We start from the raw sequence: 22,916 nt of genomic DNA, 5'->3' as shown, positions 1-22,916 counted from the left end.
CGAGGGTGAGCAGGCGCAGCATCCGGTGGCGGGCGGAGTCGAGGACCTCGGGCCGCGCCCAGCGCAGCTGCACGTCGTCGGTGGCGAGGAGGGGGAGTCGGCGGGACGGTCCGCGGCGGGCGGGTCTGCGGCGGGCCGGTCTGCGGGGGAGGAGCCGGTCGTCGGCTGCCGGGGCTCGACGGGATCCGCGGAGGAGGGGCTCGAGGAGCGGCGGTCGGAGGCGCCGGATCCCGTGTCGGGAACGGAGGGGTCCGCAGTCGGCGCCGCATCCTCCGCGGGCGAGGCGGCGGTCGGCGTCGACACCGCTTCCGGGGCGGTCATCGCCTCGGGCGCGAGTGCGGCGGAGGCGAACACCACGGAGAGCACGAGGGTCGTCGTCGGGACGAACGCGGCGAGAGCGCGGGTGGTGCGGGTCACGGACGGTCCAGTTCTGCGGGCTCTGCGATGCGCCCGCCTGTGATTACTACCAGGAGCGCGAAGTGCTCTGCACCCCCGCTTCCGGGTGGAGTACCGCGCAGCGCGCCAGCGGGCTCGGCCGTGCTCGTGCGCCCACCTCTTCGACGAGGCGGCGCTGAGCCGGATCGATCAGGCGACCGATCTCCTTCTCGGGGAGCACCTGCGGGGGAGCGGCCGTTCCTTCCCGCCCGCGGAGATCGACGTGACGGCGCTCCCGCCCAGGCCCGGCACGTCCTTCAGCCTCTGGAGCCTCGAGCCGCGCACATCGAGCCCGCACTCGCCCTGCGCGTCGGATGATGCGCCGCACACGCAGAGGAGGGAGCGCCCGCGGGCACCCCCTCCTCCGTCACGGCCGGTCGACCGGCCGCCGTGCGCTCAGCAGACGCGGGCCGGGTAGGCCACCGTCTGCGCGAGGGTCTCGGAGCCCGCCGTGGCGGTCACCGTCACCTGGCCGCCCGGCATGCTCGCCAGGCGGGTGGTGAACGCGGCCGATCCGCTCGCGCCCGCGGCCACCGCGGTGACCGTCTTCGAGCCGTAGGCCGAGGCCATCGCGACGTCGATCGGAGCGGTGCCGCCGTTCTTGGCGAGGACAGTCAGCACCGCCTTCCCGGCCACGCAGCGCGACGTCACGGTCACCGGCACCGTCAGCGCCGGGGCGGCCGCCTCGGGGACGACGATCTCGCCGATCTTGAGGAACGAGCCCGGCGTGGAGAAGGTCAGCTTCAGGCCGGTGGCCGAGACCGCCGCGAACGGGATCGTGGTCAGCGTGCCGTTCGCCGCCGGAGCGACGTTCTGCGCGGTGGTCGGCTTCCAGGTGCCGTCCTCGGCGCGGTAGGCCACGCTCACCGACGCCAGGGTGCCCTCGGTGTTGGTGAAGGTGAGCCCGGCGACGCGGTGCGCCTCGGTGTTCGTCAGCGTGAACTCGGCGCTGCCGGCGAAGGTGCCGTCGGTCCAGGTCGACCAGGGGGTGCTCACGTTGCCGTCGCAGGCGTTCTTCGCGGGGAGGGTCGCGTACTTCGTCTGGCTGAACGACGCCGAGACCGCGGCTCCGGGGACGCGGCAGACGTTCGTCGGCGGCGCGGTGCCCCAGATCTGCACCTCCGAGACCGACTGCCACGTGTTCGCCGCGCTGGTGAGGTGCAGGCGGAGGCCCGTGGTGTCGGGCAGGGAGGACAGGTCGAGGATCGCCGTCGGGGCGGATCCGGTCGCGGCCTGGCTGAGGGTGGTGGCGACCGAGGAGGTCGTCCATGCGCCGTTCACCTGGTACTCGACCTCGATCCTCGAGGGCCAGGTGGCGGTCGCACCGTCCTTGTAGGTGCTGACCGTCACCGAGTCGAGGTTCTGCGCCGCGCCCCAGGAGAAGGAGAGGCGGCTGTCGCGCGGGTAGCCGGCCGAGGACCAGTCGTCCCAGCCCTTGCCCTTGACGTCGCCGTCGATGAGCTTGCCGGCGAGGTCCGTGCGGCTCGAGACCGCGACGGACGCTCCGGGAGCGAGGTTCGCGATGCCCGGCTCCGCCACCTCGATCGTGCGGGTGAAGCGGCGGCCGGAGGAGAATCCGGCGTCGGCGGCGAGCGTGCCCGTCACCTGCACCGTGCCGAGCTCGGCGGGGCCGGGGGCCGCCCAGGTCACGGCGACGTCGCGGGTCGAGCCGTTGCTCGCGACCGAGACCGTCGAGGGGAGCGCGGCGGCGATGTCGGCGCCGCGGCGGACCTGCTTCGGCAGACGGGCGTCCACGACCGACCAGACGCCCTCGCCGACCCCCTTGTCGTCCCAGTAGGAGAGGTTCCAGCCGGATCCCCAGCGCGCCGGGTCCTCCTGAGCCGGATTCCGCATCTCGAGGCGGCCGTTCTCACCGACCGTCATCGGGAGCCAGACGTAGGTCGAGTCCGACTTGCCCTCGTTCCAGCGGTCGCCCATGTAGACGTACTTCCCGGGAGCGAGGGTGAGGACGTTCGTCGACTGCGAGCCGAAGGTGGTCTTGCGGGAGTCGCCGATCGAGAGCAGGCCGTCGCCGCCCTCCGGGATCGCGTTGTAGGCGACGTTCTCGTCGGCGTCGCCCTTCTCGACTCCGCGGGTCCACGCGCCGAGGATCGAGTCGGCGGTGTAGTAGGTCTGCGGGTTCGGCGCCCAGCCGGTCGCCCCGGAGGCGATCGTGTAGTACTTGCCGCCGTTGGCGAAGATCGCGGGCGCCTCGAGGTGTCCGCATTCCTTGACGATCTGGAAGTCGGTGCCGCGCACCGGTGCTCCGGCCGCACCGTCGGCGAAGACGTAGGGGTACGTCCCGTCGGCCGAGTACTGGTTCGCGTCGAGGGTGTCGGTCGTGGTGGTCCGCTCGACGTTGGTGTAGTCGGCGTCCAGCTTCGCCACGTAGAGCGAGTAGTTCTCCTCGGAGGAGTAGGAGATGTACGCGGTGCCGTCCTCGTCCTGGAAGACGGTCATGTCCCGCGCCTGCCCGGGAACGGCGGAGGTGGTGCAGGCCTTGTAGTCCGTGCGGTTGTAGAGGCGGTAGACGCCCTGGAGCGTGAAGGGCCCGGTCGGGCTGTCCGAGACGGCGACTCCCGCCATCGAGCGCGCGTAGGTGCTGCCGCCCGGGGTGGTCCGGCCGTCGGAGTGCCACCACATGACCCACTTGCCGGTCTTCTCGTTGAAGAGGACTTTGGGGCGCTCGAAGATGGCGGTGTTCGGCGAGGCCTGCGTCGTGTCGAGGTGGTAGTCGAGCTCCGCGATGCGGTCGGCGCGAGGGGCTCCGGAGTCGTCGACGGTGTCGTAGAGCGCGTCGAAGTAAGGGGCCTCGAGGTCGGCCGGAGCCGAGACGCTGCGGAGCGCGGTGCCCTTGTTCTCCCAGTTGTGGCCGTCGGTGGAGCGGTAGACCGCGACTCCGGGGCTGTTCCAGTAGCCCTTCGTGCGGTCCTCGCCGTACCAGTACTGGACCTGCTGACCGCCCTCCTCGACGGTGACGATCTGGCCGCCGTGCGCCTGGATGTGGCGGCCGTCGGTGTCGTACCAGTAGGGCTGGAAGTAGCCGGCCGCGGTGCTGCCCGGGTCCTGGACCGCCGGGTAGTCGGTGTAGGTCACGGGCGTCGAGGTGCGCGGCACTCCGTCGTCGGGATCCGTGGCCACGGCGGCCGAGGCCGACTGCGCTCCTGTTCCCAGGAGTGCTGCGACGAGCAGCGCGGTCACCGCCGCGGCGGCCGCTCGTGGTCGAGACGTCATGCTGTGCTCCTTTGCACCGGGGACTTCGCGCATGTTCACGCAAACATCAGGCTTCCACGAGGCTCTGATGACGTCAACATCCTGGTCGATCCGATCGCCGGATCCCGACGGCTGCGTGGGCCCGGTCCTCGCTGCTCGACCTTCCGGCACGAGCGCTCCGCCCGGCTGGAAGGCGCGCTCCGCTAACCGGCGATCATCCGATGCCGCCCGAACCGCGATCGCCCCCGAGCCGGAGGGCTCGAGGGCGATCGGACGTGCGGTGCGGCCTAGCCGCCGACCGCCTGGCGAGCGCTGTCGAGCCCGCTCGAGAAGGCGTCGGCAGAGGAGACGTTGCCGGACTCCAGCTCGACCAGCGCCCCCGAGAGGGCGGCGCCGATCGCTCCGGTGTCGGGGCCGTTCACGAACGAGGGGAAGTCCTCGACCGAGCTCGCGATCACCTCGCCGATCCTCGAGTCGCCGAAGAACGGATCGGTGTAGGCGCGGACGCTGTCGCTCTGCAGGGCGGCGGTGGCGGCGGGGAACGTGCCGGAGGTGGCGAAGTGGTCCTCCTGGCCCTCCGCCGACATCATCGTCTGGATGTACTGCCACGCGGCCTGCGGGTGCTCGGCCCGCGCCGGGATGGCGATGACGCTGCCTCCCCAGTTGCCGCCGACTCCGGGGACCGAGGTGACGCGCCAGTTCCCCGCGGTGTCGGGGGCGTCGGTCTTGATGCCCTGGAGGATCCAGGACGGAGCGACGGTCACGGCGAACGAGCCGTTCGCCCGGCCGGGTGCCCAGCCGGAGGAGAAGGCGGCGATGCCGGCGCTGATCCCCGCGTCGTGGGCCTTCACGGCGATGTCGAAGGCGTCCTCCACCTGCGGGTTCGTGTCGTAGACGAGCTCGCCGTCGGGGGAGTAGTACTTCTCGGTGACCTGGTTGATCGTCGAGTAGAAGACGCTGGTCTCCACGTTGTCGACGAAGGGCTTGCCGGTCGCGGCCGTGTACTTCTCGCCGGTCGCGAGGAAGCCGTCCCAGTCGCTCCAGAGCGCGGCGACCTCGTCCGGATCGGTGGGGAGGCCTGCCTGCTCGAACAGGTCCGTGCGGTAGGCGAAGCTGAGGCCGCCCACGTCGGTCGGCACGCCCACGACGGAGCCGTCCGCCGCGGTCGCCGCGTCCGCCGCCCAGGGCAGGTAGTCCGCTCCGACGTCGTCGCCGCCCAGCGTGCGCAGGTCGAGGAAGTTGGCGCTGTTCTGGACGAAGCGCGGGAGATCTCAGGGCTGCGAGGATCTCGCGCGCTCAAGGATGGCCGCGATCACGGCGGACTTCGCCTCGGCGTAGTCGTTCCCGTCCTCCCAGCGCCGGAGGAGGAGAGACGCCTTCGTGCTGCGGTAGAGCTCGCGGTCGGCCGGGTCGGTGCGCAGCCGGTCGCGCAGGAGGAGGTACGCGTCGATCGCGGGATGACCCTCCTCGTAGATGTGGACGTGGGCGTCCCGTCCGGGCGTGCGGACGAGCCGGTGCCCGGGCTCGCGGGTGCGCAGGACGTAGCCGGCCTCGAGCAGCGGCGCGACGTGGTCCTCCTCCGCCGTGACGTCGGGCACGACGACGAGCACGTCGACGATCGGCTTCGCGGGCAGGCCCGGGACGGAGGTCGAGCCGATGTGCTCGACCCGCACGCCCGGGACGGCCTCGAGGATGCGCCGCCGGTGCTCCTCGAACAGGGCGGACCACTCGGGGTCGTGCTCGTGCAGGGCGAGCTCGAGCGGCTCCGGTCCACCGACGAGCTCGACGGAGACGACGTCGGGGCGGCGGGGGGAGCGGTGCGGAGTCACCGGGTCATCCTGCCAGGGTGCCGCAGGGCGGGTGCGGTTCACTGGAGCGGTGAGCACCCTCCTCGTCACCGCACACCCCGACCGCGACTCCCTCACCGCCGCCCTCGCCCGGCGGCTGCGGGAGGAGCTCGGCCCCGACGGAGTGGAGACGGCCGACCTCGACGCCGAGGGCTTCGACCCGCGGTTCGGCGCGGCCGACCGGGACCGCTACCGCGGTGTCGGCCCGGTTCCCGACGACGTCCTCCGCGAGCAGCGCCGGCTCGACGGCGTGGACCACCTCGTGCTCGTCTTCCCCGTCTACTGGTGGTCGATGCCCGCGCTGCTGAAGGGCTGGATCGATCGCGTCTTCCTCGCCGGCTGGGCCTTCGACATCGACCCCGTCGACGGCACGCAGCGCAGGCTCGGCGCTCTGACCGTCCACCTCGTCCTCGTCGCGGGGGACTCCGCCGGGACCTACGAGCGGCACGGCTACGAGCAGGCGCTGCTGACGCAGATCCAGCACGGGATCATCGACTACTGCGGAGCCCGGCGCGGCGGGGCCGTCTTCGTCCACGAGTCCGAGCGCGAGGACGACGCGAGCCGCAGGGCGGCGGTCCAGGACGCGGTCGAGCGGACCGTGGAGGCGATCAGGGCTGATCCGCCTGCAGCGCTCCGGTGACGAGGGCCTGCACGAGGGTGTCGGCGTCGTAGTCCGGATCGTGGGCGGCGCCGATGCAGAGGTTGCCGATGCCCTTGAGGAGCATGTAGCCGCTGAGACTCGACGCCGGGATCCGGGCGGGTCGTGCCGCCTCGAGCAGGTCGCCGCAGACGGGGACGAGCCGCTCCACGAAGTAGGCGTGCAGGGCGTCGGATCCGGCGCTGTCGCCCTGGAGCGCACCGGCGAGGCCGTGCTTGGTCACCAGGAGGTCGACGAAGTGGGCGACCCAGGCCCTGAGGGCTGCCTCCGGGGTCGCGCTGTCGGCGAGCAGCCGTGGGCCCGCCTCCGCGCAGGCCTCGACCTGGTGGCGGTAGACGGCGACCACGAGCTCCGAGCGGGTCGGGAAGTGCCGGTAGATCGTCCCCATGCCGACGCCGGCCTCCGCCGCGATCTCGCGGACCGGCGCCTCCACGCCGGAGGCCACGAACACCGTCGCCGCGGCGGCGAGCAGTGCGTCGCGACTCGTCCGCGGTCGGCCGGGCGTGCGGGGCACACGGTCGCTCATCGGTTCTCCTTGCTTTTCGGAGCGGCGCTCCGTAATGCCTCCGAGCGCAGCTCCACCACGTTCCGGAGCAGTGCTCCGCAATGTTCCGGAGCAGCGCTCCGACGATTGTGCCAGAGCGCCGCCCCCCAGGAAGGACCCTCGTGCCCACTCCGCTCCTCGACTCGTCGACCCCCGGTGAGCACCGCCCGATGTGCGCGGTCCGCACGGCCGAGCGCGACCCCTCTCGATTCATCGCGAACGGCCCGTCGCCGAAGGGCGGACGGGCCGTTCGCGACGGATGAGCGGAGCGGGTCCTGCCGTCAGCGCGGGGCGCGCAGCCCGGCGAGCGGGCCGTCGTGCAGCGGCTCCGTCTCCCAGCGGACGCGGGCGGTGCGGTCGGGAGCGAGCTCGACGTGCAGGCGGTGCGGGGTCTCGAGGAACACGACGTCGACCAGGACTCCGTCGCCCGAGGGTCCGGCGCTCGCCGCGAACGGCCCGTCGACGGTCCAGGCTCCCGCGCCGGGCGTCACCGTGAAGCGCTCGTCGCCCTCGGTCAGCGCGAGCGTCCAGCCGCCCTCGTCGGCCGTCACCTCGACGGCGTCGGGCCACGATCCGACCGGCGTGTAGCTCCCGGTCGCGGGGGAGGCGCCCTCGAGCGGGGGAAGGGCGAGCTCCGACAGCCGGTCGGCCAGCCGGGCGTCGGCCTCCGCCGTGGACCCGCGGCCGACGGCGGGGAGCAGGTGCTCCCAGGCGAGCGCGAGCAGCGTCTGCGTGTCCGAGGTCTGGCCGGTCAGCGCGATCACGAGCTCGCGCTCGGGCACGATCAGGCTGAACTGCCCGTACGCGCCGTCCGCGCGGTAGCCGTGCAGCGACCGCCAGAACTGGAAGCCGTAGCCCTGCTGCCAGTCCGGTCCGCCGTCCTCGTGGGTCGGGACGTGCGCGCGGGACGCCTCGGCGACCCACTCCGGCGAGAGGATCCGCCGGTCGCCCCAGCGCCCCTCCTGCAGGTACAGCAGTCCGAGCGCAGCTGCCGCCTCGGTGGTGGCGTGCAGCCCGCTGTAGCCGAGCTCGCGCCCCGAGTCGTCGCGATGCCAGGCGACCTCGCCGATGCCGAGCGGATCGAGCAGGCGCGGGCGCAGGTAGTCGGTCAGCGACTGCCCGCTCACGCGCTGCACGATCGCGGCGGCGGCGAAGGTGCAGGGCTGGTTGTAGGCGAAGACGCAGCCCGGCTCCTGCTCCGGCGGGAGGAGGAGGAAGCCGCGCACCAGGTCGGCCGGGTCCGTCTCCTCGGCACGGTCGATCGTCTCGGCGGAGTGGCCGCTCGCCATCGCGAGGACGTGGCGGACGCGGATCGCACGCGAGCGCGGGTCGGTGATCTCGTCGTCGAGCTCGGGGAAGTACGAGAGGACGGTGGCGTCCAGGTCGACCAGGCCCTCGGCGACCGCGAGGCCGACGGCGGTCGCGGTGAAGCTCTTGCTCAGCGAGTAGAAGAGGTGCAGCCGCTCGGCCGAGTACGGCGCCCACCAGCCCTCGGCGACCACGTCGCCGCCCTGCACGACCATCAGGCCGTGCAGCTCGACGCCGGGAGCGGCCTCGACGCCTTCGACGAAGGCCAGCACTCCCTCGGCGTCGACGGAGCGGGCGGACGGGGTGCTTCTCGGCAGTGAGCGCGTCATCCTCCGATGCTACGACCGGCGCGGCGCCGCCTCCGCCCGGGGGCAGGAGGCGGCGCCGCCTAGGCGGTCGGCTCGGCGGGGAAGGGCCCGAGGCCGAGCAGGAAGCGGAGGATCGCGTCGGCCGGCACGCGCAGGGCGGGGCCGGAGCCGAGCTCCCACTCCGCGTCGGTCGGAGCGAGGGTGCGACCGCGGACGGCGGCGCGGATCGCGAGCGGCGCGCGCTGCAGGCGGTCCAGGGCCACCCCGCCGGTGATGCGGGAGGAGAGGGCGAGCGGCTCGGGGGAGAGCGCGAGCTCGACGCGGACGACCTCGACCAGCTCGGCGACCGAGCGGGGACCCGCGCCGGCGCGGCGAGCGGAGGCGAGAGCGGCCAGGGCCGGGGCGATCTCGGCGGCAGGGGGAGGGGAGGAGGCCTCGCGGGCGCCCATCCGCGTCGCGAGGCGCTGGCCGGTGCTGCTCGAGAGCCGCACGACGAGCTCTCCGAGCAGGGCGTCCCGGGAGACGGCACTGGCCGCCTCGCCTTCCGTGGTGGAGGGCGAGGCGGCCAGGACGGCGAGGCGGTCGAGCCTCTCGGCGACGAGGGGGCGCCAGTCGTTGCTGACGCCCGTCTCGTCGACCGAGGGCCCGGTGCTCAGCGGCAGGAACCGCGACCAGTCGGGCACGACCGCAGGGCCTAGCGTCCGCCCGAGCGGCGCTTGTTGTAGACGTCGAAGGCGACCGCGAGCAGGAGCACGAGGCCCTTGACCGCCTGCTGCCACTCGATGCCGATGCCCATGATCGACATGCCGTTGTTCAGGACGCCGATGATGAGGCCACCGATGATCGCGCCGCCGATGGTGCCGACGCCGCCCTGGACCGCCGCGCCGCCGATGAACGCGGCCGAGATGGCCTCGAGCTCGAAGCCGTCGCCCGCCTTCGGGCCGGCGAGGTTGAGTCGCGCGGTGAAGACGAGGCCGGCCAGCGCCGCGAGGACGCCCATGTTGACGAACAGCCAGAAGGTGACGTTGCGGGTCTTGATGCCGGACAGCTCCGCGGCGTGCAGGTTGCCGCCGATCGCGTAGACGTGGCGGCCGAAGACGGAGCGGTTCATGACCACGCCGTAGATCAGGACGAGCACGGCGAGCACGATCAGGGTGACCGGGATGCCCTTGAAGGTGGCCAGCGCGAAGGAGAAGGCCGCGATCACGACGGAGACGAGGACGAGCTTGGTGACGAACCAGGCGCCCGGCTCGACGCTCTGCGCGTACTTCTGGCGGCCGCGGCGGGTGCGCACGGACTGCACGGCGAAGGCGACGATCGCGAGCGCGCCGATGACGAGCGACAGCGGGTCGAGGTCGGTCTCGCCGAACAGGTCGGTGAGGAAGCCGTTGCCCAGCGCGCGGTACTCGGTCGGGAAGGAGCCGATGTTCGCGTTGCCGAGGACGACGAGCGCCAGGCCGCGGAAGATCAGCATGCCCGCCAGGGTCACGATGAACGCCGGGATTCCGACGTAGGCGATCCAGAAGCCCTGCCACGCTCCGACCAGGGCGCCGATGAGGAGGGAGAGGATGATCGACAGCCACCACGGGAGACCCATGTTGACCGCGAAGACGCCCGAGATCGCTCCGACGAACGCCGCGACCGAGCCGACCGAGAGGTCGATGTGCCCGGCCACGATGACCATCACCATGCCGATGGCGAGGATCAGGATGTAGCCGTTCTGGACGATCAGGTTCGAGATGTTCTGGGGGCGGAGGAGGATTCCGCCGGTCATCACCTCGAACAGCAGCACCACCACGATGAGGGCGATGAAGATGCCGTTCTTGCCGAGGTCGCCCAGCACGTGGCTGAGGCGCTTCGTGAAGGCGTTCTCGGTGGGCTTCACCTGCGCACCGGCCGCGGTGGACGGTTCGTTCTGCAGATCGGTCATCGTTGCTTCTCCTGGGTCATGAGGGTGAGGACCGCCTCGGGCGTCGCCTCGGCGATGGGCAGCTCGCCCGTGATCCGGCCCTCCGACAGCGCGTAGACGCGGTCGCAGATGCCGAGCAGTTCCGGCAGCTCGGAGGAGATGACGATGATCCCCTTACCCTGCGCCGCGAGCCGGTTGATGATGGTGTAGATCTCGTACTTCGCACCCACGTCGATGCCGCGGGTGGGCTCGTCGAGGATGAGGACGTCCGGGTCGGAGTAGATCCACTTCGACAGGACGACCTTCTGCTGGTTGCCGCCGGAGAGCTTCCCGGTCTTGGCGAGCACGGTCGGCGACTTGATGTTCATGCTGCCGCGGTACTCGTTGGCGACCTCGAACTCGCGGTTGTCGTCGACGAGTCCGCCGCGGGCGACCTTGTCGAGCGACGCGAGCGAGATGTTCCGCTTGATGTCGTCGATGAGGTTGAGGCCGTAGTGCTTGCGGTCCTCGGTCGCGTAGGCGAGCCCGTGGGCGATCGCCTCCGAGACGTTGCGGATCTTGATCTCCTTGCCGGCCTTGAAGACCTGGCCGGAGATGCGGCTGCCGTAGGAGCGGCCGAAGAGGCTCATCGCGAACTCGGTGCGCCCGGCGCCCATGAGCCCGGCGATGCCGACGATCTCGCCGCGGTGGACCGACAGGTTGACCTTGTCCACCATGACGCGGGTCGGGTCCTGGGGGTGGTGGGCCGTCCAGTCGACCACGCGCAGGATCTCCTCGCCGATGTGCGGCGTGTGGTCCGGGTAGCGGTGGTCGAGGTCGCGGCCGACCATGTCCTTGATGATGCGGTCCTCGGTGACGTCGCCGTGAGCGATCGTCTCGATGGTCTTGCCGTCGCGGATGACCGTGACGGTGTCCGCGATCTTCTTGATCTCGTTCAGCTTGTGGCTGATGATGATCGACGTGATGCCCTGCTCCTTGAGGTGCAGGATCAGGTCGAGCAGGTGGTCCGAGTCCTCGTCGTTCAGGGCCGCGGTGGGCTCGTCGAGGATGAGCAGCTTGACCCGCTTGGAGAGCGCCTTCGCGATCTCGACGAGCTGCTGCTTGCCGACTCCGATCTCCATGATCTTGGTGGTCGGGTTCTCGCGCAGACCCACGCGGGCCAGCAGCGCCGCGGCCTCCTGGTTGGTCTTGTTCCAGTCGATCAGGCCGCCGAAGCCGCGCACCTCGTTGCCGAGGAAGATGTTCTCCGCGATGGAGAGGTAGGGGCTGAGGGCCAGCTCCTGGTGGATGATGACGATGCCCTTCGCCTCCGAGTCGCGGATGCTGGAGAACTGCATCACCTCGTCCTCGAAGACGATGTCGCCCTCGTAGGTGCCGTGCGGGTAGACGCCCGACAGGACCTTCATCAGCGTCGACTTGCCGGCGCCGTTCTCCCCGCAGATCGCGTGGACTTCGCCGCGCTGTGCGTTGAGCGTGACGTCCTGGAGCGCCTTCACGCCCGGGAACGTCTTGGTGATGCCGCGCATCTCGAGGATGTTCGAGGTCACGCCGCCTCCCTTCCTTCGTAGTGGGGGAGGGCGCCCAGTGGGCGCCCTCCCGGGGTGTTCCTTCTCGGGTGAGGAGAGAGGACTAGCCGTTCACTTCCGCGTCGGTGTAGTAGCCGCCGTCGACGAGGACGGACTGGATCTGGTCCTTGGTGACGATGACCGGCTCGAGCAGGAAGGACGGGACGACCTTCTTGCCGTTGTCGTAGGTGTCGGTGTCGTTGACCTCGGGCTCGGTGCCCTCGAGCACGGCCTGGGCCATCTTCACGGCCTCCTTGGCGAGCTCGCGGGTGTCCTTGTAGATGGTCGCGTACTGCTCGCCGGCGATGATCGCCTTGACGGAGTCGAGCTCGGCGTCCTGACCGGTGATGATCGGGAAGTCGGAGCCGACGGTGTAGCCGGCGTCGGTCAGAGCCGAGATGATGCCGCGGCTGAGGCCGTCGTAGGGCGAGAGGACGCCCTGGACCTTGGAGCCGTCGGAGTACGTCTTGGTGAGGATGTCCTCCATGCGGCTCTGGGCGACCTCGCCGTCCCAGCGGAGCGTGGCGACGGTGTTGAAGTCGGTCTCGCCGGACTTCACGACGAGCGTCTTGTCGTCGATGTACGGCTGGAGGGTGTCCATCGCGCCGTTGAAGAAGAACGTGGCGTTGTTGTCGTCGGGGCTGCCGGCGAACAGCTCGACGTTGAACGGGCCGGCGGGGGCGTCGGCGGCCTTCGCGCCGGTGAGGTCGGTGAGACCGAGGCCCGCGAGGAGCGAGGTGGCCTGCTGGACGCCCACCTTGTAGTTGTCGAACGTGGCGTAGTAGTCCACGTTCTCGGAGTCGCGGATGAGGCGGTCGTAGGCGATGACGGGGATGTCGTTGGCCTTGGCCTCCTCGAGCACGCTCGTGAGGGTGGTGCCGTCGATCGAGGCGACGATCAGGGCCTTGGCGCCCTTGGTGATCATGTTCTCGAGCTGCGAGACCTGGGTGGGGATGTCGTCCTCGGCGTACTGCAGGTCGACCTGGTAGCCGGCCTCCTCGAGCTGCGACTTGACGTTGTTGCCGTCAGCGATCCAGCGCTCGGACGACTTGGTCGGCATCGCGACGCCGACGAGGCCGCCGTCGCCGGATCCCGAGCCCGAGCCGCCACCGGTTCCGGAGGAGCAGGCGGCGAGGGAGAGGATCATCGCTCCGCCGGCGATGCCGGCGATGAGAGCGCGCTTCATTGTGGTCACTGTGATTCCTTCGTCATTGAATGCAGTGGATGCAGGGCCGCCCTCGGGATCGGGGCGGAGATGTGATGCCATGTGAGCGATCACATTGCGTCATGCTAGACCCGACGGCGCCGTTCGTGTCAACGCGCACGTCTCGACTCGGTAACGGGACACCCGCGGCGCTTCGTCCGCTCTCGGAGCGGTGCTGTCAAGGGTCCCCGGCCCCGGAAGGGAGCCGGAGCCGTCGGCGTTGCGTCCAGCACTGTCGAAAGGACGCACACCATGACGAAGACCTGGTTCATCACCGGCGCCTCGAAGGGCTTCGGCCGCGAGTGGGCCGAGGCGGCGCTCGAGCGCGGCGACTCGGTCGCCGGCACCGCCCGCCGGATCGAGACCCTCGACGCCCTCGTCGAGGAGTACCCCGACACGTTCCTCCCGCTGACCCTCGACGTGACCGACCGCGCGGCCGGCTTCGCCGCCGTGCAGGCCGCGGCCGAGCGGTTCGGCCGGCTGGACGTCGTGATCAATAACGCCGGCTACGGGCACTTCGGCATGATCGAGGAGCTCACCGAGGAGGAGGTCCGCGCGCAGCTCGAGACCAACGTCTTCGGCGCCCTCTGGATCACCCAGGCCGCGCTGCCGATCCTCCGCGAGCAGGGCTCGGGCCACATCGTCCAGGTGTCGAGCATCGGCGGCATCAGCGCGTTCCCCTCGATCGGCGCGTACCACGCGTCGAAGTGGGCGCTCGAGGGCTTCACCCAGTCGCTGGCCGCCGAGGTCGCCGGCTTCGGGATCCACGTGACCCTCGTCGAGCCCGGCGGGTACTCGACCGACTGGTCCGGTCCCTCCGCGTCGCGCAGCGAGCCGATCGCCGCGTACGACGAGGTCCGGGAGGCAGCGAGCCGACGCCCCTCCGCCGCTCAGCAGGGCGACCCGCGGGCCTCGCGCCTCGGGATCCTCGCGGTCGTGGACGCGGACGAGCCGCCGCTGCGGATCTTCTTCGGGCGCGCGCCGCTGGGCATCGCGACGGCGGACTACGAGTCGCGCCTCGAGACCTGGAAGCGCTGGAACGACGTGTCGATCGCCGCTCACGGCGAGTGATCCAGGGCGGTCGCGGCGCGAGGGCGTCGCGGCCGCCGGTCAGCGCGAGGCGGTGACGCTCGCGCTCCGGGGGACGGCCGTGGATCCGCGGACGACCAGCTGCGGAGCGATCGGCGCCGCCTTCTCCGGCCGGTCGCCCTCGATCAGGCTGAGCAGCGCGGCCACGCACCGGCGTCCGAGCTCCACGAAGTCCTGGCGGACGCTGGTCAGCGGCGGCCAGTAGAACGCCGCCTCGGGGATGTCGTCGAAGCCGATGACGCTGACGTCCTCCGGCACGCGGACGCCGCGCTCGTGGAACGCGCTCATCAGTCCGAGCGCCATCTGGTCGTTCCCCGCGAACACCGCGGTGAAGTCGAGGAAGCGCGAGAGCTCGAGGCCCACGCGGTGGCCGCGCTCGGCGCTCCAGTCGCCGAGCAGCGGCGGGCGCAGCGGGATCGAGCGGTGGTCGAGCTCGGTGAGGTAGCCGCGCATCCGCGCCTCGGCCTCGATCCAGTCCTGCGGGCCGGCGAGGTGCACGATCTCGGTGTGCCCGAGGTCGATCAGGTGCCCGGTGGCGATGCGGGCGCCGGCCATCTGGTCGACGTAGAGCGCGTCGTCGCGGTCGTCCTCGCTCGTCTGCAGCGTCACGTGCGGGATGCGCAGCGCGACTCCGGACAGGATGTCGAAGACGCGGATCTGCGGGGCGACGACCACGAGGCCCTCGACCGCCTGGTTGAGCAGATGCCGGATCCCGGCCTGGATCGACGCGCCGTCGGTGCCGTCGACGTTGGCTGTGACGACGAGGTAGCCCGCGTCGCGCGCCGCCACCTCGATGGCCTGGATGCTGGAGGCCGGACCGTACTGCAGGCTCTGCGAGGACAGCACGCCGACGGTGCGGGTGCGGCTGGTGACCAGTGCCCGCGCGGCGAGGTTGGGGCGGTAGTCGAGCTCGGCCATGACCTCGAGCACGCGCTTCTTCGTCTCGGCGCGGAGGCTCGGGTGGTCGTTCAGGACCCGGGAGACGGTCTGGTGCGAGACGCCGGCCGCGCGGGCGACGTCGTAGATGCTCGGCGCCCGCGACGCGGGCTTGTCTTCCGGCATCGGGCACCGCGGCTCTCTGTGATCGGCGCCTCCGACGCAGGACCGGGGCGCCCTCACGGGCGGCTCGCCCGTCCGCGGGCGCGTGTGAGCACACTTTACGTCCCTCGGCGCGGGGGCCTGCACACCGACGGAACCTCGACGGCTCGGACGGGTGCCGCTCCCGGATCGGCCGGACGTTCCGGCACCGCTGGTGCGGGCGCGCCGGAACGACGCGATCCGCGCCTCCGCCCCGCGGTCGTCGCAGCGGGTGGTCGACGCGGTCGGGTCAGCCGTCGAAGACCTCGGCCGAGGCGAAGGCCGCATCGGAGCGGAGCACGGCGACGAGGTCCGCGGGACAGTCCTCGAAGGCCGTCCTCTCCGGACCGGGAGGCGTGTGCGCTCGGACGTCGACGACGGATCCCTGGGGCGCGACGGCGTCGGGCGATCACAGGCGCCACCCTGCGGTCCGGGGTACTTTCCTGCGTGTGAACGACAGCGACGAGAAGTCCGGGAGAGGCTGGCGCATCGATCTCGGCGAGCCGCCGGAGAGCGTGTCCGGCGATGTCGTCGACGCTCTCGATAAGGTGTCCGCGGAATTCGCGGCATTCCGGAGCGGGACTTCCGGCGAGGGCGGAGAAAGGGCCGCGGCCCTCCGCGGAGCCGCCCGACTCGGGGCCGGAGAGCACCGGCTCGCCGTCGCCTCGGGGCTGACGCGGGAAGGCGTCCGCGCCTTTCTCGCGGGGGGATGACAAGCCGTCGGAGAGGCGGTTCCCCCGTGCCTCGACAAGCCGGCGCCGAAAAAAGAGAAAGGCCTCGAGAAGGCGCGGCATCCAGAGAGATCGGAGACGACGAATGGACGACGAGGAGTGGGCTGGCTACCTTCTCGCGATGAAGCGCCGAGCACCGACGGATCAGGACGGCGCGACCGCGGAACGCCGTGACGCGATGGTGGCGGCCGTCCTGCGGGAGCTCGACGGGGTCGATCCGTACGGACTCGAGCCGGGTCGCGAGGACGGCGCTCCCCGCGACGAGTACGCGTCTGAGGCGGCCCCGATCGCGAGCATCCTCCTGCGCCGAGGACGGATCACCGGCGAGGAGCTCGACGCCGTCTGGCGGTTCTGGTTCGGCGAGCCGCTGAGCGCCCTGCTCGGCGACGGCTTCGCCCCGCTCCTGGCGCGGCTCGACCGGCTCGCTCCTCCCTCGGCGGAGGACTGACGGGCGTCGGGTTCCGGCGGCGGACCGGCCGCGATCCCGGCGTCCCGTATCGCTCCGCCCAGCTCCGCCTGGCTCCGCCTAGCTCCGCCTAGCTCCGCTCGCGGAAGAAGCGGATGAGCTCGCGCAGGGCCGGGAGCGTCGCGCTCTCGGCCTCGGCGTCGTCGAGGTCGTCGAAGGAGGTGCGGAGCCCGGCGGCGTCGGCGTCGGCGGCGGACTCGAACGCCATCGACCACTCCGGGAACAGCCGCTCCCGGATCGGCTCCTCGAGGAGGGTGCGCAGCTGCGCGTGGCGCTCGTCGGCGGCGATGACGGCCATCCGCTCGCGCAGGACCGCGTCCGGCCCCTCCAGCACCTGGAGGAATCGGCCGTCGCGGTGCAGGAGCATGCCGGTCAGGCCGAGGCGCTCGTTGTTCGCGCGGCACTGGGCGAGCAGCGCGGGGAGGTCGGCGTCCGTGAAGCCGGCGGAGGTGCGGCTGGAGTAGACGAGGGAGAGCATGGCGTCCGTTCCGGGTGGGGGAGGCGGGCGCCTCCGCTCCCAGTGGACCACCGACAGCGCCTCCCGCACGGCCACTTCCGCCGGCGGCGGCAGGCTGCTAGAGCTAGCCGACCGTGATCGGAGCGGCGGACGGACGGGTGCCCTGCCGCATCCAGACGAAGAAGCCGACCAGGGTGAACGCGCCGTAGAAGACGTACATCAGCCCCGACGCGTAGTAGCCGGCCGAGAACAGCAGCGGCACGCCGACCAGGTCGACGGCCACCCAGATGAGCCAGAACTCGGTCCAGCCCTTCGCCATGCCGTAGGTGGCGAGGACGGAGCCGACGAAGATCCACGCGTCGCTCCAGACCGGCTCGTAGGAGCCGAGCGCGCGGAACACCGGGGTCAGCACCGCGGTGCCGCCGACCATCCCGAGCACCAGCAGGCCGCGGGTGCGCCACGACGCCCAGCGCGGCTCGATCAAGGTGGTCGAGTCGTCGGGGCGGTGGGTCCACCGGTACCAGCCGTAGACGCTGACCAGGATGAACATCACCTGCCGCCCGGCCTGGCCGAGCAGGTTGACGGGGTTGGGAGTGCCGAACAGGGCGCCCATGAAGACCGTGAACAGCAGCACGTTGCCGATGAGGCCGACGGGCCAGGCCCAGACCTTCCGCCGCATCCCGCCGAGGGCGCTGAGGAGCCCGAAGACGTTGCCGATGACCTCCCGCCAGAGGACGGTCTGCTCGCCGATGACGATCTGCGCGTCGAACAGCCAGTGCACGAGGTCCACGAGGCCTTCTTCCTGAGTCGGGATGCCGGGTGGTGCAACCCTGCCCCATCCCGGGCCATTCCCGTCGCGGGCTGATGAGGGCGCCGCGCTCGGACCACGCTGGATCCCGCTCCGGGGCGGGGAGCGCGACCGGCGCCCCGCTGTGCCGCCGCGACCGTAGGCTGGCGGGATGACGTCCCGGGTGCGACTCCTGCTGGCCTCGTCGCACCCCGGGCCGACCGTGACGGTCACCGTGCTGGCGACCGTGATCGCGGCGGCGTCCGGGCATCCGCTCGGGCAGGTCGTGCTGGTGGCGCTCGCCGTGCTGCTCGGGCAGCTCTCGATCGGGCTCGCGAACGACTGGATCGACGCCGATCGCGACCGCGCGGTGGGGCGCACCGACAAGCCGGTCGCGCAGGGGCTGATCGGCGTGGGCGCCGTCCGCGCCGCCGCACTGGGGACGGCGGCGGCCGCCGTGGTGCTCTCGCTGCTGCTCGGACCGGTCGCCGCGGTCGCGCACCTGGTGCTGGTCGCCGCGGGCTGGGCCTACGACGCGGGGCTCAAGCGCACGGTCTGGTCGGTCGCTCCCTTCGTGGTCGCCTTCGGGCTGCTGCCGGTGGTGGCGGTCGCGGCGGGCGACGGCCGGCTCCCCGCCTGGTGGGCGATCGCGACCGGCGCCGTGTTCGGCATCGCGATCCACTGCACGAACGTGCTCCCCGACCTGGTCGACGACGAGGCCACCGGGGTCCGCGGCTTCCCGCACCGCCTCGGCCTGCGGCTCTCCGGAGTCGTCGCCTTCGGGTCGCTGGTGGTGGCCGCGCTGCTCGTGCTCGTCGGACAGCTCGTCGGCGACCAGCCGGTGCGCGGGACAGGCGTGGTGCTCGCGGTGATCGGGACCCTCGCGGTGGTCGTGCTCGCCGCGGCGGGCATCCGCCTGGTGCTGACCGGTCCGCCGACGCGCACCCTGTTCCGGCTGGTGATCGCGGCCTCGCTCGTGCTGGTGGTCGAGCTCGGGCTGGCGGGCGCGCGGCTGGTCGGCTGACCGGCCGCCCTCAGGACCAGCGCATCGCGTAGACGCGGGCGAGCAGGTCCGAGGTCGGCAGGGCGAGGGCGGTGCGGAGGAACGCCTCGCGGCCGCGGTGCGCGAGCGAGCCGAGCGGGCGTCCGAGGGCCATGTTCGCCTCCGCCTGCCGCGCCGCGCGCCGGGCCGCGGTGGTGCGCCGCCGGGCGAAGCCGGGCCAGGGGCCGGCCTCGCCGCGGCGCACGGCACCGGCCAGGAGCGGGGCGAGCTCGGCGGCGTCGAGCCAGCCGAGGTTCATGCCCTGCCCGCCGATCGGACTGATCTCGTGCGCGGCGTCGCCGATGAGCACGACGCGGCCGACGCCCATCAGCTCGGCCTCGCGGCGCCGCACCTGGAATCCGCTGAGCATCGTGCAGGTGTCCGGGTCGGCGTCGGCGCCCGTCCGGTCGCGGACAGCGGCGGCCAGGGCGCGCGCGGCCTCCTGGTCGGGGGCCTCCTCGGGCCGCCAGGCGGGGGCGCCGAGGGAGCGGTCGGGGCCGCTCAGGGCGACGTACCGGCGCCGGCCGCCCGGCAGCGGGAAGGACTCCACCACTCCGGCCGGGCCGACGTCGACCAGCGCGGTGCCGGTGAGACCGCCGGGCTCGGGGTCGGCGAAGTCGCCCATCACGTAGCGGTCCGGGTAGTCGCGGCCGGTGGTGCGGATCCCGAGCAGGTCGCGGACGGTGCTCCGGGCGCCGTCGGCTCCCACGACGAAGGCGGTGCGGACAGAGACCGGCTCGCCGCCCGGTCCGGTGCCGGTCGCCTCGACGGTGGAGCCGCGACGGAGCAGGCCGGTCAGCGCGACCCCGGGGCGCAGCGCGTCCGGGGACGCCGCCTCCAGGCGCTCGCGGAGGATCGCCTCGGTGCGGTGCTGGTCGAGGGTGACGACGTAGGGGTGCGTCGCGGAGGCGCGTGCGAACGAGAGCGTGCCGAGGGTGCGGCCCCGGCTGCGCGCGACGCCCTCGCGGACCCGGGTGGCCTCGGCCAGCACGGGAGCATCGGCGCCGATCGCGGCGAACGCGTCGAGCGACGGCGGATGGATGCCGATCGCCCGCGAGCCGCGCGGCACCGAGGAGCGCCGCTCCCACACCTGCACGTCCACTCCGGCCCGCGCCAGGAGCGCGCCGAGCAGGAGTCCGACCGGACCGCCGCCGACCACGAGCACGTCCGTCTCCGCTGTCACGGGTCGAGCCTAGGGAGCGGCGGCGCGGCGGGCGAGGGGGTGCGCTCGACCGCCGCGCGTGCTCAGGGTGCGAGCGGAGGCGTCAGAGCGCGTCGACGGCGGCGAGGATCTCCTCGGTCTCCGTGCGCGTCGTGTAGTCGACGTGCACGTCCGCCGTGCGGACGATCCGGTCGACGTCGACGACCAGGACGGTCGGGTACGGGACAGCCGGGGTGTCGTCGGCGTTGCTGTCCTTCACGGCGAAGCCGAGCGCGGTGTGCGCCTCCTGCGCCTCGCCGCTGGGGGCGGTGACGATGCCGAGAGCGCTCGCGAGCGTGTTGCCGGGGTCGGAGACGACGGTGAAGCCCAGGTCGCCGTTCGCGACCGCCGCGCGCGACCCGTCGGGGGTCTGCGGGCTGATCGCGACGAGGGCGACTCCGCGCGACGCGAGCTCGGGGGCGAGGGTCTCGTTGTAGTGCTTGAGCGTGATGTTGCAGTACGGGCACCAGGCTCCGCGGTAGAAGACGAGGACGGCCGGGCCCGCGCCGAGGACGTCCGCGAGGTCGACGGTGTCGCCGTCGACGGTCACGACGGAGGCGGCGGGGAGCGCGTCGCCGGCGGTGACGGCTCCGCTCGGGGCGCCGGCGGCGACGAGGTCGTCGCGCTCGCCGGAGAAGACGGCGGCGAGCTCGGGGCCGACCGTCTCGTCGAAGCCGACGGTGAACTGGTCGAGCTGGGTGCGGACGGAGGTGCTGGTCATCGGAAGTCCTTCGGTCGTGACGGTCGTGGTCCCCCGTCCGGGAGCCTAGGCATGCGGGGGACCGGGCGCCGGGCGCCCGTCACGCGGCGTCACACGACGGCCGACGCGTGTCGGCCGGCGTGCGTGGGGCCCGGCCCCGTCGCTCCGTCATTCCGGGGCGACGACCAGCTCGCCGCCGGCGGAGCGCGAGACGCACGGCATGATCCAGCGGTCCTGCTCCTCGGGGGTCAGCACCAGGTCGCGGTGCTCCGCCGTCCCGCCGACGAGGCGCAGGCGGCAGGTGCCGCAGGTGCCCGACTCGCAGGAGGAGTCGACGTCGATCCCGGAGGAGCGTAGCGCGGTGAGGAGCGAGCGGTCGGCCGGGACCTCCACGACGGCTCCGGTCGGCTCCCAGACGGCGGCGAAGGGGACGGCCCGGTCGCCGACGGCGTCGACGCCCGCGAAGTCCTCGACGTGGATCCGGCTCGGGCGCCAGTGCATCGTGAGGGCGAGGACCTCGTCGATCAGCGCGGACGGACCGCAGCAGTAGATCCGGGCGTCGTCGTCGGGCTCGGCGACGAGCGGCCAGAGGTCGAGCCGTCCGTGGATCGCACTGTGGTGCACGAGGGAGCCGTCGGCGGAGAACTCGTCGAGCCACGCCGTGTCCCCGGGGGTGCGGCTGAGGTAGACGACCTGCACGGCCGAGCCCTGCGCCCGGAGCTCGGCGGCCATGGCGCGGATCGGGGTGACCCCGATCCCGCCGGCGATCAGGAGGTAGCGGGCGGCGGGCCGGAGGGCGAAGGTGTTCGCTGGCGGCGCGGAGGAGAGGACGTCGCCGACGCGGACGTCGTCGTGGAGGCTCCGCGATCCGCCCCGACCCCCGGGCTCGCGGCGCACCGCGATCGCGTAGTGCGACGGCTCCGCGGATCCCGGCTCGACGAGGCTGTAGCTGCGGCGCTCGCCGGAGGGGGTCGTGAGCGTGAGGTGCGCGCCGGCGGAGTAGCCGGGCAGCGGGGCGCCGTCCTCGCTCCGCAGCACGAAGCGGGTGACGGCCGGGGTGAGCGCCTCGCGCTCGGCCACCACGAGCCGCAGCTCAGCCACGGAGCACCAGCTCGTCGCCCACGCCGAGCGTGCCGCCGTCGAGGACCTCCGCGTAGACGCCGAGGAGCTCGTGGCCGTAGGTCTCGTGCAGCAGCCGGGGGACGGGCAGGTCGCGCCGACCGGTGCCCGGCTCGACCTCGGTCGCGGCGCACCGCTCGGTGACCTTCGTGATCCGCAGCCGCAGCCCGCCCGCGGTGAGCTCGCGCCCGAGCAGCTCGAGCTCGCTCCACGCGGGCAGCCCCTCGAGGTGGATGTTCCCGCGGAACCGCAGCGGATCGACGCTCCGGCCGGTGCGCTCGGCGAGGTCGCGGACGCTCGCCAGGTTGATCAGCGAGACGTACTCCATCTCCACATCGGAGTTGTGGGCCGTGTCGGTGTAGCGGCGCCCCGCGTCCTGGGCGATCACGGGCTCGACGCCGGGCGGCAGGTCGAGCACGCGGGCGGCGAAGGAGCGCAGTGCGGCCCGGCCGTCCTCCGCGCCGAGGTCGGCGGAGAGGACCCGGTGGCCGCGGACGTCGACGGTGAGCACTCCGCTGTCGGGGTCGAGGTGCGTGGTCAGGCCGGCGAGGCGCGCCTCGGCGACGAGCACGAAGTACTCGCGCTTGGAGATGCCGTGCCGCATGCCGGGCCGGTAGGCGCCGCCGGGGCGGGCGAGGGCGATCGTGCGGTCGAAGGGGACGCCGCGGCCTGTGGTGAGCTCGACGCAGGGGAGCGGCTGCGGGGTCAAGCCCTTCACCGGGTAGACGAAGAGGCCGTCCACGCGTGTCGTCATGCCCCCCATCCTGGCGCATCGCCGGGGAGCCGGCAGGGCCGTCGCGGCGCAGGGGAGCGCGAGGAACGGACGCGGCGCCGTGCGGATCCTGCGAGGGCGGATGGAGGGATCCGCTCCGGCGGGCCTCGTCAGTACTGGAGGGAGAGGCCGACCAGGGGCGGGACGACGAGCGCGCCCAGCTCGACGATCGCGACGCTCGCGCCGACGCCGAGCGTGACGGCCGAGAGCAGCCGGGCGCGGTCCTTCCGCGCGACGCCGATGACGCCGACGATCGCGGTCGCCGTCGCGAGCACGAGCATCGTGACCCCGAGGGCGGCGAAGAGCGCCCCGATCTGCGTGGTGTCGAAGCCGCCCTGGAACGCGAGGACCGGGATGGCCGTGGTGAGCGCGGTCCGCCCGATCTGCGCGAGTTCCTCGAGTCCGAGGGTCTCACCTTCGATCGCGAGGGCCGGGCCGATCCGGCGCAGTTCCTCCGCGCCGAAGACCTCGCCGATCTCGCGGG

Annotated in this window: 23 protein-coding genes and 1 pseudogene; 6 read left to right on the top strand and 18 right to left on the bottom strand. The window is 72.4% G+C overall.

Translation table 11 applies throughout. The annotated features are described in order from the left end of the window. From C5C33_RS18830 to C5C33_RS15865, 4 genes and pseudogenes are all read right to left on the bottom strand, one after another. A pseudogene (locus C5C33_RS18830) lies at nt 1-417 on the bottom strand (hypothetical protein); the annotation flags it as partial. Nucleotides 418-831: 414 nt separating this feature from the next. Beyond that, nucleotides 832-3,669: a discoidin domain-containing protein gene (locus C5C33_RS15875; protein ID WP_146085804.1), complete on the bottom strand. Its 2,838-nt coding sequence runs from the start codon at nt 3,667-3,669 to the stop codon at nt 832-834. Between the two features lie 266 nt (nt 3,670-3,935). Continuing rightward, nucleotides 3,936-4,868 carry an ABC transporter substrate-binding protein gene (locus C5C33_RS15870; protein WP_258069272.1) on the bottom strand — a complete coding sequence of 311 codons (933 nt, stop codon included), beginning with the start codon at nt 4,866-4,868 and terminating at the stop codon, nt 3,936-3,938. A 51-nt stretch (nt 4,869-4,919) separates the two neighbouring features. Further along, entirely contained in the window at nt 4,920-5,477 is a 558-nt protein-coding gene (locus C5C33_RS15865; RefSeq protein ID WP_104261580.1) for a GrpB family protein, read from the bottom strand. Between the two features lie 49 nt (nt 5,478-5,526). On the opposite strand from C5C33_RS15865, the gene C5C33_RS15860 reads away from it, so the two are divergent. Then, complete coding sequence (locus tag C5C33_RS15860) at nt 5,527-6,135, top strand: NAD(P)H-dependent oxidoreductase (protein ID WP_104261579.1); 609 nt, start codon at nt 5,527-5,529, stop codon at nt 6,133-6,135. Here C5C33_RS15860 and C5C33_RS15855 read toward each other — a convergent pair. After that, nucleotides 6,104-6,679 carry a TetR/AcrR family transcriptional regulator gene (locus C5C33_RS15855; RefSeq protein ID WP_104261578.1) on the bottom strand — a complete coding sequence of 192 codons (576 nt, stop codon included), beginning with the start codon at nt 6,677-6,679 and terminating at the stop codon, nt 6,104-6,106. The genes C5C33_RS15860 and C5C33_RS15855 overlap by 32 nt on opposite strands. Nucleotides 6,680-6,819: 140 nt before the next feature. Here C5C33_RS15855 and C5C33_RS18690 point away from each other — a divergent pair, with 140 nt between their 5' ends. Further along, nucleotides 6,820-6,960 (top strand): hypothetical protein, encoded by a 141-nt coding sequence (locus C5C33_RS18690; RefSeq protein WP_181131602.1) that lies wholly within the window; start codon nt 6,820-6,822, stop codon nt 6,958-6,960. 18 nt (nt 6,961-6,978) lie between these two features. Here C5C33_RS18690 and C5C33_RS15850 read toward each other — a convergent pair whose 3' ends face one another. The 5 genes from C5C33_RS15850 to chvE form a co-directional block, all read right to left on the bottom strand. Beyond that, entirely contained in the window at nt 6,979-8,334 is a 1,356-nt protein-coding gene (locus C5C33_RS15850) for a serine hydrolase (protein ID WP_104261577.1), read from the bottom strand. A 59-nt stretch (nt 8,335-8,393) separates the two neighbouring features. Then, nucleotides 8,394-8,996: a hypothetical protein gene (locus tag C5C33_RS15845; protein WP_104234507.1), complete on the bottom strand. Its 603-nt coding sequence runs from the start codon at nt 8,994-8,996 to the stop codon at nt 8,394-8,396. Nucleotides 8,997-9,007: 11 nt separating this feature from the next. Then, nucleotides 9,008-10,243: a multiple monosaccharide ABC transporter permease gene (gene mmsB, locus C5C33_RS15840; RefSeq protein ID WP_104227395.1), complete on the bottom strand. Its 1,236-nt coding sequence runs from the start codon at nt 10,241-10,243 to the stop codon at nt 9,008-9,010. Then, nucleotides 10,240-11,769 (bottom strand): multiple monosaccharide ABC transporter ATP-binding protein, encoded by a 1,530-nt coding sequence (gene mmsA, locus C5C33_RS15835; RefSeq protein WP_104261576.1) that lies wholly within the window; start codon nt 11,767-11,769, stop codon nt 10,240-10,242. Before mmsA ends, mmsB begins: the two co-directional genes overlap by 4 nt. 82 nt (nt 11,770-11,851) lie before the next feature. After that, nucleotides 11,852-12,973 (bottom strand): multiple monosaccharide ABC transporter substrate-binding protein, encoded by a 1,122-nt coding sequence (chvE, locus tag C5C33_RS15830; protein ID WP_104224984.1) that lies wholly within the window; start codon nt 12,971-12,973, stop codon nt 11,852-11,854. 270 nt (nt 12,974-13,243) lie between these two features. On the opposite strand from chvE, the gene C5C33_RS15825 reads away from it, so the two are divergent. Continuing rightward, nucleotides 13,244-14,062 carry an SDR family oxidoreductase gene (locus C5C33_RS15825; protein ID WP_104261575.1) on the top strand — a complete coding sequence of 273 codons (819 nt, stop codon included), beginning with the start codon at nt 13,244-13,246 and terminating at the stop codon, nt 14,060-14,062. A gap of 39 nt (nt 14,063-14,101) precedes the next feature. On the opposite strand, the gene C5C33_RS15820 is transcribed toward C5C33_RS15825, so the two are convergent. Then, nucleotides 14,102-15,142, bottom strand: coding sequence for a LacI family DNA-binding transcriptional regulator (locus tag C5C33_RS15820; protein ID WP_104224986.1), 1,041 nt, complete (start codon nt 15,140-15,142; stop codon nt 14,102-14,104). Nucleotides 15,143-15,606: 464 nt separating this feature from the next. Here C5C33_RS15820 and C5C33_RS15815 point away from each other — a divergent pair, with 464 nt between their 5' ends. Both C5C33_RS15815 and C5C33_RS15810 read left to right on the top strand, forming a co-directional pair. Further along, nucleotides 15,607-15,870, top strand: coding sequence for a hypothetical protein (locus tag C5C33_RS15815; RefSeq protein ID WP_104227400.1), 264 nt, complete (start codon nt 15,607-15,609; stop codon nt 15,868-15,870). A gap of 139 nt (nt 15,871-16,009) precedes the next feature. After that, nucleotides 16,010-16,336, top strand: coding sequence for a hypothetical protein (locus C5C33_RS15810; RefSeq protein ID WP_146081558.1), 327 nt, complete (start codon nt 16,010-16,012; stop codon nt 16,334-16,336). Nucleotides 16,337-16,424: 88 nt separating this feature from the next. Here C5C33_RS15810 and C5C33_RS15805 read toward each other — a convergent pair whose 3' ends face one another. Continuing rightward, nucleotides 16,425-16,832: a BLUF domain-containing protein gene (locus tag C5C33_RS15805; protein ID WP_104227402.1), complete on the bottom strand. Its 408-nt coding sequence runs from the start codon at nt 16,830-16,832 to the stop codon at nt 16,425-16,427. 103 nt (nt 16,833-16,935) lie between these two features. Further along, entirely contained in the window at nt 16,936-17,601 is a 666-nt protein-coding gene (gene pnuC, locus C5C33_RS15800) for a nicotinamide riboside transporter PnuC (RefSeq protein ID WP_104227403.1), read from the bottom strand. A 169-nt stretch (nt 17,602-17,770) separates the two neighbouring features. Between pnuC and C5C33_RS15795 the strand changes: the two genes are divergently transcribed. Further along, the gene (locus C5C33_RS15795) at nt 17,771-18,622 is read left to right on the top strand and encodes a UbiA family prenyltransferase (RefSeq protein ID WP_104227404.1); all 852 of its coding nucleotides are present in this window, start codon (nt 17,771-17,773) and stop codon (nt 18,620-18,622) included. A gap of 10 nt (nt 18,623-18,632) precedes the next feature. Here the strand turns inward: C5C33_RS15795 and C5C33_RS15790 are convergent, their stop codons facing one another. The 5 genes from C5C33_RS15790 to C5C33_RS18685 all read right to left on the bottom strand — a co-directional run. Beyond that, the gene (locus tag C5C33_RS15790) at nt 18,633-19,823 is read right to left on the bottom strand and encodes an NAD(P)/FAD-dependent oxidoreductase (RefSeq protein WP_104261572.1); all 1,191 of its coding nucleotides are present in this window, start codon (nt 19,821-19,823) and stop codon (nt 18,633-18,635) included. Between the two features lie 82 nt (nt 19,824-19,905). Continuing rightward, nucleotides 19,906-20,562: a peroxiredoxin-like family protein gene (locus tag C5C33_RS15785; protein ID WP_104261571.1), complete on the bottom strand. Its 657-nt coding sequence runs from the start codon at nt 20,560-20,562 to the stop codon at nt 19,906-19,908. Nucleotides 20,563-20,709: 147 nt separating this feature from the next. After that, on the bottom strand, nt 20,710-21,642 hold the full coding sequence (locus C5C33_RS15780) for a PDR/VanB family oxidoreductase (RefSeq protein WP_104261570.1): 933 nt from the start codon (nt 21,640-21,642) through the stop codon (nt 20,710-20,712). Then, nucleotides 21,635-22,414 (bottom strand): MOSC domain-containing protein, encoded by a 780-nt coding sequence (locus tag C5C33_RS15775; protein WP_181136269.1) that lies wholly within the window; start codon nt 22,412-22,414, stop codon nt 21,635-21,637. Before C5C33_RS15775 ends, C5C33_RS15780 begins: the two co-directional genes overlap by 8 nt. 128 nt (nt 22,415-22,542) lie before the next feature. Beyond that, nucleotides 22,543-22,916 (bottom strand): hypothetical protein (locus C5C33_RS18685; protein ID WP_181136268.1); only part of this gene is annotated, 374 nt, incomplete at its 5' end.

The sequence above is a fragment of the Rathayibacter sp. AY1H3 genome, from assembly GCF_002932015.1.
This window is presented reverse-complemented; position numbering and strand designations above follow the sequence as displayed.